This window comes from Acetomicrobium flavidum, from assembly GCF_900129645.1.
GTDB lineage: Bacteria > Synergistota > Synergistia > Synergistales > Acetomicrobiaceae > Acetomicrobium > Acetomicrobium flavidum.
The window spans coordinates 1,093,357-1,105,845 of the sequence record NZ_FSQZ01000001.1; the positions used below are offsets into that span (position 1 = coordinate 1,093,357).

Consider the following 12,489-nt stretch of genomic DNA (forward strand, 5'->3'; position numbering starts at 1 on the left):
GTTGAGCTTGCTGGAGATCAAGGATCTTAAGACGTATTTCGATACGGACAGAGGTCTTGTGAAGGCCGTCGAAGGAGTGACCTTTAACATTGATCCTGGAGAGACCGTTGGCGTAGTGGGAGAGTCGGGATGCGGCAAAAGCGTGACAGCCCTATCGGTAATGAAGCTTCTTCCTAAGCCTGTAGGCAGGATAGCTGGCGGGAAGATCATCTTCAAGGGGGAAGATCTAACTGACGCCACGGAAGACAGGATGCGGCAAATAAGGGGTAACAAGATCTCGATGATATTTCAGGAGCCCATGACGAGCCTGAATCCGGTGTTGACGGTTGGTTATCAGATAATGGAACCCTTAATGCTTCACCAAGGCATGAGCAGCAGGGAGGCCAAGGCCAAGGCAATCGAGATGCTGCAGCTTGTTGGCATGCCCGATCCGGGTCGCAGGGTTGACGAATACCCCCATCAACTTTCAGGAGGACAGCGTCAAAGGGCCATGATAGCCATGGCTTTGGCCTGCAGGCCTGAACTGCTCATCGCCGATGAACCGACCACCGCTTTGGACGTTACGATTCAGGCCCAAATCTTGGACCTTATGAACGATCTGCAGAGGGAGTTCGACACGGCCATAATGTTGATAACCCATGATCTTGGCGTCATAGCTGAGATGGCCCAACGGGTGGTCGTCATGTACGCAGGGCTGATAGTGGAAGAAGCGCCCGTAGTTCCTCTTTTCTACGAACCGCTACATCCTTACACCCGGGGGCTGCTTTCCTCAATTCCGAGAGTTGATAAAGACCTTGATAAACTCCACGTGATACCGGGTTTTGTGCCCAGCCCATTTGAATTTCCCAAAGGATGTCGTTTTCATAACCGTTGCGACAGGGCCTTATCAAAATGTTCCGAGGAAATGCCTCCGCTTTATGTATTTAAGGACGGGCGTGCGGTGAGATGCTTTTTGTACGAATCAAAATCTACCGACAGAGGTGCCTCGCGATGACCCAAGGGATTCATTTCTTGGAGGTTAAGAACTTAAGGCAATACTTTCCCATTAAAAGGGGAGTATTCAGGAGGACAGTTGGGTACGTTCGTGCCGTAGATGATGTTTCCTTCCATATTGACGACCAGGAGACCTTGGGGTTGGTTGGAGAATCCGGCTGCGGAAAGACCACTATGGGAAGAACTATACTTCACTTGCTCGAACCGACAGGCGGTGAGGCCTTTTTCATGGGTGAGGAAATCGGCGTTAAATTGCGCCATGATCCTCGTGACGTCAGGCAGAAAATGCAAATCATCTTTCAGGACCCCTACGGCAGCTTAAACCCCCGAATGACCGTAAACGAGATAGTTGGCGAAGCGGTAAGGTATTATGGCCTATGTTCCAGAAAGGAACTCGATGATTATATAGCTGAAGTTTTGTCGAGATGCGGATTGCTCCCGGAACATCGCTTCAGGTATCCCCATGAATTTTCTGGAGGACAACGCCAAAGGATCAGCATCGCGCGAGCCTTGGCTTTGAAGCCGAAGTTTATCGTCTGCGACGAGCCGGTATCAGCTCTGGATGTCTCAATAAGAAGCCAAATATTGAATTTACTAAAGGATCTTCAGGAACAGCTTAAGCTGACCTATCTGTTCATATCCCACGATTTAGCCGTGGTAAGGCACATATCCGATCGTATTGCCGTCATGTACCTGGGAAAGATCGTGGAGATGGCATCTAAGGTGGAGTTTTTCGACAACCCCTTGCATCCCTACTCTCACGCCTTGCTTTCTGCTATACCGGTTCCCGATCCCAAACGTCAACGTCAACGCATCATCCTGGAAGGAGACGTTCCGTCGCCGGCAAATCCTCCATCGGGCTGCAGGTTTAACCCCAGGTGCAAGCATGCCATGGAAAAATGCAGAAAAGAAGAACCTTCCTTAGTGGATGTTGGAAATGGTCATTTTGTGGCCTGCTTTTTGCATTGCAGATAAGCCCCGGACGGGGAGCAAACGATATTAAAAATTTTAAAAAAGAGCCGAAGCCCTGGCTCTTTTTTAAATGTTATAATATACCTATCCTAGGTATAGGAGGATGAAGCAGTGTCAAACCTGTCTTTTGGGATTGCCTTTGTGGCCGGATTGTTGTCCTTCATGTCGCCATGTCTTTTGCCCATGATACCTATTTACATCGCCTACTTGGCCGGAGACTCCTTTGAAGTTTCTGGCCGGCGAGAAGGCGCAAGAAGGCTTAAGGCCTTTTCCCATGCCCTCCTTTTCGTCGCAGGCTTTTCCGTCGTGTTCGTCCTCTTTGGAGCCTCTGCCACGGCCTTGGGAAGGCTTTTGATCAAAAACCAGCTTTTGATAAGAAAAGTCGGCGCCGCCTTCATCGTTCTTCTGGGCCTTTACATGATGGGCCTGTTTGACCTGTTGTCGCTGGATCGGCAGCGATCTGTAGGGATAAAGCTGCCAAAGGTTTCTTGGGTCAAGGCGTTTTTGATGGGCATGGCCTTTTCTGCCGGCTGGACTCCCTGCGTCGGCCCCATACTGGCTTCCATACTGATCATGGCAAGCAGCAGCGATACGGTTTCGGTAGGCATGTTGCTGTTGCTTGCCTATTCCTTGGGGCTTGGATTGCCATTTTTGGTAGTGGCCCTATTTGTGGATTGGTTTGAAGGTTTCATAAAAAGGCATACGACAAAGCTGATATACGTCAAAAAGATCGCTGGCGCGATGCTGGTCGCCGTTGGAGCCTTGATGTACCTCGATTTCTTTTCCAGGTATGCCGTTTATTTTACAGGGGGTTGATGTCATGAAGGCCATAAGAGCGGTTAATCTATCGATATCTGTATTGCTTTTTTCGTTGCTGTTCGCTATATGCTTTGTCTATGAAGCTAGCGCTTCGTCACTTGTCCAGAAGGGGCGTGTGGCGCCCAATTTTGAAGTGGTCGACTTAAACGGCAATCCCTTTAAGCTTTCCGATTTAAAGGGAAAGCCGGTATTGCTCAACTTTTGGGCCACGTGGTGTCCTCCATGCAAGTCGGAGCTTCCGGAGTTTGAGCGATTCTTTGAGGAATATGGCAAACAGGTGCATATCGTCGCAATTAACCTTACCCTTTCGGAAAAGTCCAAGGATGCCGTCAAGGAGTTCGTGAAGAAGCAAGGCCTGACCTTCCCGATTTACCTGGACGTTGAGGGCTCTGTGGCCGAAACGTATCTGGTGCGTTACATCCCTACCAGTTACTTTCTCGACGAGAATCTGGTGGTGAAGGATATGCACGTAGGCCCTTTGAAGTTCGAGGATATGGTCAAAAAGTTTGAAGTTGATTGATATGTATACATAATATATCAATGACCCAAGTCAGCACTCCTCCCTGTGTTATACTTTTATTGTAAGGTTTAGTTTAGATGAGGAGATGATGAGGCCAATGAGCGAGCTTATTCCGGAGATAGCCAGATGGGCGAGTATCAGGAGGTACGAGCAACGCCCCATTCCAAATGACGTGCTCAAAAGGATCCTGGATGCGGCAAGGCGTGCTCCAAGCTGGTCTAACGTGCAGCCATGGCATTTCATTGCAGTAAGGGATAAGACGATGAAGTCGAAGCTGCGCCAATTGGCGGTAGGACAGCGCTTCGTCGAGACGGCTGACACGGTGATCGTTTGTTGCGGTGATCGCAGCGCATGGTCCAGGGAGCAGAGGATAAGGCAGATGAAGGCCCTGTCTGAGGCTCTGGGTCAAAGCTTCGACGAGGAGAGGGTAAAAAGGTCCTTAAATGATCCCGCCTATAACCCCCTTTTGAGGGGCGAAGAGGTGCTGATCGCCAGGCTGTATGAACAGATCTCCTTGGCAATTGCCTTCATGATACTCCAGGCCAGACACGAAGGCGTCGGCAGCTGCATCGTGGGTGCCTTTGCCAATGAGGTTACGGCAATAAACAGGGAGCTTTATGACGAGGTTCGCCTAGACCTCGGCATCCCTAAGGACATGACGATCTTGACCTTGGTAACCCTTGGCTACCCTGCAGAGGATCCAAAGCCCAGGCCGCGCAAGCCCTTTGACGAGGTCGTCTCCCTTGAAAGATACGCAAATTTCTTCAACGATTGATGTCTGAAAGGGGGACATAAAGATGCGACTTGGCATTTACGGATCCGCCGGAGAGGTGACCGGATCTAATTATCTCATTGAGCATGATGGAAGCAAACTGCTGGTGGATTGCGGGATCTTTCAGGGTCGAGATGAAGATAGAAGAAACAGTGAACCCTTCCCCTTTGACCCGACCACCGTTGACGCTGTTTTGCTTACCCATGCCCATTTGGATCATTCGGGCCGCATCCCCCTTCTTGTAAAGCGGGGCTTTAAGGGAAAGATTTACGCGACGACGCCCACCCTTGAGCTGTGCGAGATCTTATGGCGGGATTCTGCACGTTTAATGCGCGAGGAAGCCGAATGGAAGACGCGCAAAAACAGGAGAAAGGGGCTTCCTTCCGTATCTCCGCTGTTTACGGAGAAAGACATTGATAGGGCGATGGAGTACTTTGCCCCTCTTTCTTATGATGATATATACGAGGTTGCTCCCAAGGTCAAGGCCCGCTTCAGGGACGCTGGCCATATCTTGGGTAGCTCTATGATCGAAGTTTGGATAGGTGAGGAAAGCGTCAAGCTGGTCTTTTCCGGTGACCTGGGACAACAGGTCACGGTATTGGACAGGAACCCTGCCGTCATCAACGACGCCGACTACGTGATAATAGAGTCCACCTATGGGGACCGAAACCACAAAAACCTCGAGGACACGAGGAGGGAATTTGCCTCTATCATCGAGGAGTCCCTAAAGGATCGCTCGAAGATCTTGATACCGACCTTCGTGGTTGACAGGGTGCAAAGGCTGCTTTACGAGTTTGTCGTCCTCCAGGAGACAGGCATATTAAAGGAGGATATACCAATCTATTTTGACTCTCCCATGGGCGTCAAGACCACGGATGTCTACAGAAAATATTCTTCCCTGCTTTCGGCTGAAATCCAGGAAAGGCTTTTGAAAAATACCGACCCCTTTAGCCCCAAGGGCCTTAGGGAAGTGACGACGCCTGAGGAGTCCAAGATGATCAACGACGTTTCGTTCGCCATTGTTCTCGCGGGAAGCGGGATGGCAAATGGAGGAAGGATAGTCCATCACCTCAAACATAACCTCTGGAACCCGCGAAGCCACCTGATATTCGTTGGATATCAGGCCTCTGGTACCCTGGGGCGTCTGATCATAGATGGGGCCAGGTTCGTGAAGGTGGCTGGCGAGGAGGTCGCAGTTAAATGTAAAGTGCATACTATTGGCGGTTTTTCGGCCCATGCGGGGAAGGACGACCTCATTGCCTGGGCGTCGAACTTTAAGACGAAGCCCATATTCATAGTGACCCACGGCGAAAGGAACGCCTCGAACTCCCTGGCAAGTGAAATTAGAAAGCTAGGTTACGAAGTCATAGTCCCGCAAATGGGCTATGAGATGTTGCTTACCCGAGGAAGACCTACCGTTGAAAGAAGGACGGAGGCGCCTTCAGAAAGGACCCCGGATCTGCAGGAGATGGTCAAGGAGATGGACCTTTTGTTGGCGAGCCTAAACGATGCCCTGAGAGAAGCGGAGGCCTCGGAAGAGGTAAAGTCGCTGCTTTTGTCGGCCAAGGTGTTGCTGGAGATAGCTAACCGAAGGGCGGCATCTGAGGTAAAGCAGTAAAGCTAAGGGGCCTTGGACATATCCCCCGCCACAGGCCCCTTAGCTTTACTGGTTGAATATCTTTTCAAGTATCGTCTTTTTGATCACGTCTTCAGGGCTTTCCTGTTTCGTTTCGCCAGGCGTCTCACCCTGTATGGATGTGATGTCCTGTGAGCTTTCCGTTTCGCCTTCGGGCCTTGAGACGTTGAAGTTCGATATCTTTGGAGATTTGATCGTACCTGTCAGCTTAAAGGCTACGTCTCTGTAATCGGATTTTTGTCCTGCCTGCAACAAACCGCTTAAGAACCCCTCCAGGGCGGACTCCAGGCTTTCTGCTGCGAGCACTCCGCCTTTTATGCCGCCCACGATGGCGTTGATCGCCTGGACGTTAAGGTTGCCATAGCAGGATAGGTTGAGCTTGCCGTCGTATTTGACGGTGCCGTCAGCCCCAAAGTAGGTATACATGGGATCTCCCTTGGGAGCGTAAGCCTGAGTGCCCGGAAGCAGCGTCAGTGCCAGGGAATTTAGCGTATATCTTCCTTCAATGGACCTGTAGTCTATGGTGCTCTTGCCGTAAGCCTTGGCTATCGTCTTTACAATCTTAAAATCAGAAACATGCCCTTCGCTGACGCTGAACGAGCCGCTGCCGTCAAGGTGTTTGCCCAAAAGCCCGTTGCCCTTAAATTGGATCTTCGCCTTTCCGGTTATATGCCCCTCCAGGGGGAAGAGGTCGTGCAAAAGCAAGTCTAGGTTTGTGCCCGTAACGGTTGCCGAGGCGTCCCACTTGGTGCTTGCCAGGGAGATGGAACCTACTCCCGCCACTGAGCCCTCGTAGAAGCTGGCGCTTATGTTCTGACATGTCAGCTTGTTATCTGCCAATGAGAAGGGCACCTTTATGTCGGTAGCCTTAAGCCCATAAATGCCGGCTTGAGGAGATTTAGCTTCCCCATGTCCCTTAAGGCCCTTTTCGTCGTAGGTCACGGAGGCCGTTATGTCCATAGTCCCGTTTATCTTATATTTGTCCTTCTCATCGATCTTTTTAGATAGCTCCTTCAGATCCAATCCGTTGCCGGTTAAATCGAGCTTCAAATTTACGGCCTTGTCGTAGTTGACGCTTCCGCTCGCCGTCAAACTGCCTCCTCCTGCCTTAGCGGTTAACGACTTAATCTGTAGAGCTTTTTGAGAGCCTTCCACAGTTGCAGCCACGTTTGATAGGACAAAGCCGGCTATGGTCAGCTCCGGGGAAGAGGCTTCTGCCGATATCAAGAGGTCAGGTATTGAGCCCGTAATGTTGGCCTTCACGTCGGTCATTCCTTCCAGGGGAAAGGCGAAACCAAGGTCCTTGACGTGCGACAGCTTGATTTTGTTTGCCGTGGCTGTCAGGGTGATTTGCGGACTTTTGCCGGCCGGCATCGTCACTTGGCCGGAGGCTTGAAGCTCGCCGCCCAAAAGGTTTCCCTTGGCTTGGCCGATGTTTATCTTGTCGGCGCTTGCGTCTATGGAGACTGATAGGTCTTGCAGCAACGCAAAGGAAGGGGTCCCTAAGGACGAAGCCCTTATGGAAGCACTTATGCCTGCAATTGGTTTAGCGAGTGGTTTCAAGCTCGTGCTGCCGGTGATACCCTTCACGGTTATCCCTGAAAGGGATAGCCTGTCGGAATTGAAGTCCAACGAAAGTTCGGGGGAGTTTAAGGGCCCCTTTAACGTCCATTGCGACGAAATGACTCCGGAGATGTTGTATTGAGATAGTTGAGGTACGAATTGATCCAGGTCGGATACGTTCAATCCGTGGACGTTTCCCTCAACGTTCAAGGTGGCGGCCTTAGGCAAACCGGAAATTACGCCTTTGCCCTTTATGCTTGCCTTACGCCAGGAGGCGGAAAAAGCATCGATGTTTAATTCGTTGCCCTTAAACCTAAAGTTTGCTACAGGCGACTTGATCTCCTCCTTTGCAACCGTAAGGCTGTCGGACCAGACCTTGCCGGAAATTGCAAGTAAGGACATGTCCTTAAGCGATCCTCTTACCGCAATTTCGCCCGACGGGTATCCCTTTATGGGCAATTGCTTTAAGGCCGGCAAAAGGGCTTTTATCCTTTCGATCGATGCCCTTTGCCATGACAGGGTCAGGTCCACAGAAGGTCCCCCGGGAAGGTCTACATAACCGACTGCCTTTATGGGGGCATCGTTCCAGCGCGAAGAAGCATTGATATTTATCCTTTTGCCCTCTTTGATTTGCAGGGTAGCCTTAACGTCTTTCAGGGGCTGGCCCTTAACGGTGAGATTGCTTGCGATCAGGGAGGCGCTGCCGGAAAGCGTCATGGGCATCCCGGATAGGTTTGTCGCCACGGAGTCAAGTGTTCCTGAAAGCATGCCCGAAACCTGCGGATAGCTTTTTGCTATGGTATCTAAATCTATCCCCTTGGCCTGGAGATTTAAGTTCAAATGGGGAGGAAGGTTTCTCAATGACATGGCAAGCCCCCCGCTGACCGTGCCGTTTAAGACGTCAGCGCTTATGTCGCTGAAGGAAATGGATTCCCCCTCGTATTTCCAGTTGGCGCTTGCCCGCTTCACGGGGATGCCAACCAGCATGCCGTCATTAAAGGTTATATCGCCGGTTCCCCGTATGTCGGGTATTTTGCCCGTTAGTTTGATGTGCCCTCCAAGCTTTCCCGCCAGCTTCTGATCTTTTAGGGGTGCCCAGATGTCCTTTATTCTCTCAATGTCGAGGTTTTTGATCGTCCCCTCTACTCCTAGCTCAGGACCCACAGGTCCCGAGAGAGAAATTTCACCCTCTGCTATTTTGAGGTTAAGCTCTTCAATTTTTACCCCATCTATGATCGATAACGCGGCGTTGCCCTTGGCGGACAGACCGTTGTACGAGGCGTCAAGCTTGGCCTTGATCACGTTTAAATGGGGCGTTATCTCGACATCCTTTAAATCAATGGTGCCAAAGGGCCCCTTTATCTCGCTGGATTTTATGAAAATCGAGCCCAGGGGCAACCCCTCGCCGGCCCCAGATGGTTTAAAGCTCTTTGCAAGTTTAAGAGTTTTATCGAAATCGAAATGGGCTCCGTTTAAGGTTAGGGAGGCCAGGTACACCTTTCCCTTGATCAGGGAGGTGAGGCTGGGCCTGGCTCCAACTTGATCGATCGACAATATCTCCTCGGATCCTTTCGATAGGACAATTCCTTTAAGGGAATAGCCCTTTATGGGGTTGCCGGAGACGGCCTTCAAGGTCAAATCGATGCCTAAAGCGTCCTTTGCTGCCTTTGGCGCCATTTCCTTGACGATACCGGTGCCCATGTTAACACCAGCCACAGCTAGCGCAACGATGGCTATGACAGCTGCCAATGCGATCAATAGGTATTTATTTCTGGTTTTCATGACAAATTATCACCTCAATATAGGGCAGGTCCTTATCGGCTCATCAAAAAATTACGTTTTTAAATGCTATCATTATCTTCTTGCCATTTTCTGCCTTCACCTTGGGACCTTTCAGGTTTTCCCCATTCTTGCCTACCTGAGCCTTGACGTTTTTGGGCTGTTCATGGGGATCGAAGATTGCCTTTAGGGTCAAAAACTTAATGCCGCCCCCATTCCATTCCTTTGGCAGGTCTATCATTACGAAGAAGTTCCCCGGCGTGATATGGACCTTTACGTCGTGATCCTTTCCCTTGTTGTCGTCCAAATTGGGAATGGAGACCTTTATATGAAGGTTGGACCCCGGAGGCAGGTCGGTATGCCCTTTAATGTGAAGCTTATGCCCCTTCAATGATACTTCGTCGATGTCAAGTTCGCTGAAGAAATTTGCAGATAGGCTTATATCGGGCGCCAGCAGCGACAGTATGCAAAAAAGAAATACCCACAGGACAACACCTTTTTTACTGCTAATCAGTTTAAACATTTTTAATCGCCTCCATAATGCTATCTTACCATGTACAGCCCGTTGATTGGATACCGTAATTTTACTCACCTGCAGGGCTTTTCGAGATAATTTGGGCAGGATCTGATATGACTATCTCAGCTCCCGCATGAGAAGCCGCTACCTTGCCAACGACCTTAACCTCTCTTCCGATCAGGGAGTCTTTGACGGGAAGCAGATATTCATTGTTGTCGTAGATGACCAGGCGGCATTTGGATTTCCCCTGCGATAATATCCACCTTGAGCCTGACTTTTCGATCTTATCGATTTTAATTTTTATCGTAACGAAGCTGCCTGCCAGGTAGGGCAATTCGGAGTAAATCTGATCGGGGGTAAATATCCTGCCCTGTGCCCTCTTCCAAAGCCCCACGTTTCTGCTTCGCGCACGCTTGGTCGCCTCCATGATGGCGTTTAAATATTTTCCGTTTGGCGGGATGATGTAGGGCAAGGCAAGCCCCTCCTCCACGAGCGCTTCGTTGACCATCCTTTCCCCCTGGCTCGTATCTACCCATACGTAGGCAAGCAGCCTGTCGTATTTGTCCCTTTCCTGTTTGTCCAACTCTATCCTAACTTTGTTATTTAATACGAGCGATGCGTTAAAGCCTTTGGCCTCCTCCCCCAGCTCTTCCCTGCCTCGATTTGGATGGTGGAGTTCCGGAGTATCTATGAGCAGATACCTTATCGTTTCCCTTTGTCCCCGATCGGTCAGTGCCACTATGGTATCGCCGTCGATGACATCGACCACAAGCGCCTGATCCTCGCCCAGGTCATTGAAAAGCAGTAAAAGACAGATGAACAAGAAGGCGAGAAGCGCCTTTCGGTCAAACCTCATCCTGCCTCTCGCCTTTGTTGCCTTGCGCGCCCTACCCATGTTCTAGAATCTCAGTTATCGTTTAAGCTCGGGAAATAGTCGCAACAACCCTTCGCCTTCCTTGAGGCGCTTCAAGGTTATGCCCCTCGGGAGCAGAAACACCAATTCATTAGTCTGGTGCACGGTGGCACGAAAGAGGTGTCCTCCAACGGTGTTAAGTTCCGAACTGCCAAGCACGACATGGAGGTGCATAAATAAGCTCCCATCTTCCTTCGCGTTGACCGATCCCGTCATTGAAAGAAGCTCCATCGGCTCACTCATGGTTCTTTTTTGATATTCTTCGCCCCCAAACCACCCTATTTCGACGTCCCTCATCATCCCCACTGCCGATACCAAAATTGCAGACCTGATCTTCTCCTCCTCCAGGACGGCAGTAAGCCTTTCAAAAAAGTCGTCGCCGTCTCTGAGTCGCACTATAAGATAATTGTCGTTGCGCACGTAGATGCTTTTGCCGGACATGGCAACATCCCCTTTCCAAACGTTAATCTTCCTCTCCTATTTCTATGCTATCACAAAATTCGTGGCACTATAGTCGATGGACTTCCCATGAGAAAAGCTCATGATCCCAGTAGTTGCCGCCCGCTGCTATGTAGTTAAATATCTCTCTGGCCTTATCCTGCAATGGACGAGGTTGCGCTACGAAGTTGATCCCCATGGCCCTCAGGACATCGGGCAACCATGGCACGCCGGGGCCCAGGAGGACTACTTTTTTCGTGTTTTTTATCAACTTTTCCAGCGATAACATTTGCCTGTCTCTCAGAGCTTGACAGGTTATCCATAGCCAATCGGCGTCGTTTAGGAGGTGAGGTCCCACCCAAGATGGCAGTACGCCGGGCTTTCGAGACAAATCATCCAAGACGCAGGGCTTTAAATTGAGATTATTAAATAGGAGGACAAGCGGCCGCTCGTATCCTATTATGTATAGCTTCTTGGAGTTCAAGCTCTCCAGGAAGTCCTCCAGAGGTATGCCCGGGACCTTTATGGATGCCAGTGCCGATGCTGCTGCGCTTGCTATGGCGAATTCCTGCGGGTAGGGAGAGACCAGAAGCTCGGCCAGCTCCTGGGCGGACAGCCGTAGGAGATGTCGAGTCTGAAGGGAAGAAATCTCAAAGGTCTCAAGATGTTTGGCGGAAGGCACGGAGCCCAGGCCATAACGACCGTCTTTGAGCACGACGACGCTCCCATACCATCCAAGGACGATATCGCTCACGTTTCCGTCGGGAAAATCCTTGAGCCCCCTTAGGATTGCATCGAATATTCGCAATCCTATACCTCCTTTTTGCAAAATATTATATTATCGATATGAGGTGAAAGGTATAGTGGAGATGAAGTTAAAGGAGATAGACTCAGGCATCGTAGCAAACCTCATAGATGAAAACAAGGAAAAACTCATGTATTACGCCCATATCCTGGCCAAGGCCAACGCACGGGCAAGGCTGACCGGCTCCGACGACCCAATTGAGATATTTGATGTTCACGTTATGGATTGTGCCATGGCCCTGCCCCTTTTGCCCGGTAATGCCTGGGTCGTGGACGTGGGGACAGGAGGGGGATTGCCTGGAATTGTCTGGGCCATATGCAGGAACGACCTTTCGGTGGTGCTTTTAGACAGCATACGGAAAAAATGCGAGCTGTTAAGCGATATGATCCAGCATCTGGGGCTTAAAAACGTTCAGGTATGCTGCGGCAGGGTCGAGGAGTTTGCCCTCTCAAACTTTGAACGTTACGATGTCGCTGCCGCGCGCGGGGTGTCGCATCTCGGGATTTTGCTCGAATATTTTTCCCCCCTCGTAAAAAAGGGGGGGAGGTGCCTGGCCTTCAAGGGCCCGCGTGCCTTCGAGGAGCTTAGGGAGTTTTACGGCAGGGAAGGAAAGCTTGGATGGTCCGGCCTTGAGGTTTGGAAGTACGACCTGGACGAAAGGGAGCTTTTTATCTTTACGTGGCAAAAGAGCCGTGATGCGGAGATGAAATTGCCTCGAAGGGTTGGGATTCCCGAAAAAAGGCCATGGTGGAGGTGAGGTTT

Annotated in this window: 12 protein-coding genes; 7 read left to right on the forward strand and 5 right to left on the reverse strand. The window is 50.5% G+C overall.

The annotated features are described in order from the left end of the window. Position 1: 1 nt before the first annotated feature. The 6 genes from BUQ78_RS05620 (at position 2) to BUQ78_RS05645 (ending at position 5,694) form a co-directional block, all read left to right on the forward strand. Positions 2 to 994 carry an ABC transporter ATP-binding protein gene (locus BUQ78_RS05620; RefSeq protein ID WP_041459832.1) on the forward strand — a complete coding sequence of 331 codons (993 nt, stop codon included), beginning with the start codon at positions 2 to 4 and terminating at the stop codon, positions 992 to 994. Next, complete coding sequence (locus BUQ78_RS05625) at positions 991 to 1,968, forward strand: ABC transporter ATP-binding protein (RefSeq protein WP_074199551.1); 978 nt, start codon at positions 991 to 993, stop codon at positions 1,966 to 1,968. The genes BUQ78_RS05620 and BUQ78_RS05625 overlap by 4 nt, the downstream gene beginning before the upstream one ends. A gap of 108 nt (positions 1,969 to 2,076) precedes the next feature. Beyond that, entirely contained in the window at positions 2,077 to 2,781 is a 705-nt protein-coding gene (locus BUQ78_RS05630; protein ID WP_084532239.1) for a cytochrome c biogenesis CcdA family protein, read from the forward strand. A gap of 4 nt (positions 2,782 to 2,785) precedes the next feature. Further along, positions 2,786 to 3,304 carry a TlpA family protein disulfide reductase gene (locus tag BUQ78_RS05635; protein WP_074199552.1) on the forward strand — a complete coding sequence of 173 codons (519 nt, stop codon included), beginning with the start codon at positions 2,786 to 2,788 and terminating at the stop codon, positions 3,302 to 3,304. A gap of 97 nt (positions 3,305 to 3,401) precedes the next feature. Then, positions 3,402 to 4,079, forward strand: coding sequence for a nitroreductase family protein (locus BUQ78_RS05640; protein ID WP_074199553.1), 678 nt, complete (start codon positions 3,402 to 3,404; stop codon positions 4,077 to 4,079). A gap of 22 nt (positions 4,080 to 4,101) precedes the next feature. Beyond that, positions 4,102 to 5,694 (forward strand): MBL fold metallo-hydrolase RNA specificity domain-containing protein, encoded by a 1,593-nt coding sequence (locus BUQ78_RS05645; protein WP_074199554.1) that lies wholly within the window; start codon positions 4,102 to 4,104, stop codon positions 5,692 to 5,694. A gap of 45 nt (positions 5,695 to 5,739) precedes the next feature. Here the strand turns inward: BUQ78_RS05645 and BUQ78_RS05650 are convergent, their stop codons facing one another. The 5 genes from BUQ78_RS05650 to BUQ78_RS05670 form a co-directional block, all read right to left on the reverse strand. After that, positions 5,740 to 9,057: a translocation/assembly module TamB domain-containing protein gene (locus tag BUQ78_RS05650; RefSeq protein WP_074199555.1), complete on the reverse strand. Its 3,318-nt coding sequence runs from the start codon at positions 9,055 to 9,057 to the stop codon at positions 5,740 to 5,742. Positions 9,058 to 9,100: 43 nt separating this feature from the next. Further along, positions 9,101 to 9,577 (reverse strand): hypothetical protein, encoded by a 477-nt coding sequence (locus BUQ78_RS05655; protein ID WP_014807888.1) that lies wholly within the window; start codon positions 9,575 to 9,577, stop codon positions 9,101 to 9,103. A gap of 61 nt (positions 9,578 to 9,638) precedes the next feature. Beyond that, positions 9,639 to 10,427 carry a thermonuclease family protein gene (locus tag BUQ78_RS05660; RefSeq protein WP_318259530.1) on the reverse strand — a complete coding sequence of 263 codons (789 nt, stop codon included), beginning with the start codon at positions 10,425 to 10,427 and terminating at the stop codon, positions 9,639 to 9,641. 54 nt (positions 10,428 to 10,481) lie between these two features. Then, on the reverse strand, positions 10,482 to 10,925 hold the full coding sequence (locus tag BUQ78_RS05665) for a PPC domain-containing DNA-binding protein (protein ID WP_014807886.1): 444 nt from the start codon (positions 10,923 to 10,925) through the stop codon (positions 10,482 to 10,484). Between the two features lie 67 nt (positions 10,926 to 10,992). Then, a complete protein-coding gene (locus BUQ78_RS05670) occupies positions 10,993 to 11,730 on the reverse strand; it encodes a Rossmann-like domain-containing protein (RefSeq protein WP_014807885.1) in 738 nt (245 codons plus the stop codon). A gap of 61 nt (positions 11,731 to 11,791) precedes the next feature. Here BUQ78_RS05670 and rsmG point away from each other — a divergent pair, with 61 nt between their 5' ends. Then, a complete protein-coding gene (rsmG, locus tag BUQ78_RS05675; protein WP_014807884.1) occupies positions 11,792 to 12,484 on the forward strand; it encodes a 16S rRNA (guanine(527)-N(7))-methyltransferase RsmG in 693 nt (230 codons plus the stop codon). The last annotated feature ends 5 nt before the right edge of the window (positions 12,485 to 12,489 follow it).

Bases quoted from the DNA above. Each gene is read 5' to 3' on its own strand.
- BUQ78_RS05625 (WP_074199551.1), top strand. From the start codon at position 991: ATGACCCAAGGGATTCATTTCTTGGAGGTTAAGAACTTAAGGCAATAC.
- BUQ78_RS05635 (WP_074199552.1), top strand. From the start codon at position 2,786: ATGAAGGCCATAAGAGCGGTTAATCTATCGATATCTGTATTGCTTTTT.
- BUQ78_RS05640 (WP_074199553.1), top strand. From the start codon at position 3,402: ATGAGCGAGCTTATTCCGGAGATAGCCAGATGGGCGAGTATCAGGAGG.
- BUQ78_RS05645 (WP_074199554.1), top strand. From the start codon at position 4,102: ATGCGACTTGGCATTTACGGATCCGCCGGAGAGGTGACCGGATCTAAT.
- BUQ78_RS05650 (WP_074199555.1), bottom strand. From the start codon at position 9,057: ATGAAAACCAGAAATAAATACCTATTGATCGCATTGGCAGCTGTCATA.
- BUQ78_RS05655 (WP_014807888.1), bottom strand. From the start codon at position 9,577: ATGTTTAAACTGATTAGCAGTAAAAAAGGTGTTGTCCTGTGGGTATTT.
- BUQ78_RS05660 (WP_318259530.1), bottom strand. From the start codon at position 10,427: ATGAGGTTTGACCGAAAGGCGCTTCTCGCCTTCTTGTTCATCTGTCTT.
- BUQ78_RS05665 (WP_014807886.1), bottom strand. From the start codon at position 10,925: ATGTCCGGCAAAAGCATCTACGTGCGCAACGACAATTATCTTATAGTG.
- rsmG (WP_014807884.1), top strand. From the start codon at position 11,792: ATGAAGTTAAAGGAGATAGACTCAGGCATCGTAGCAAACCTCATAGAT.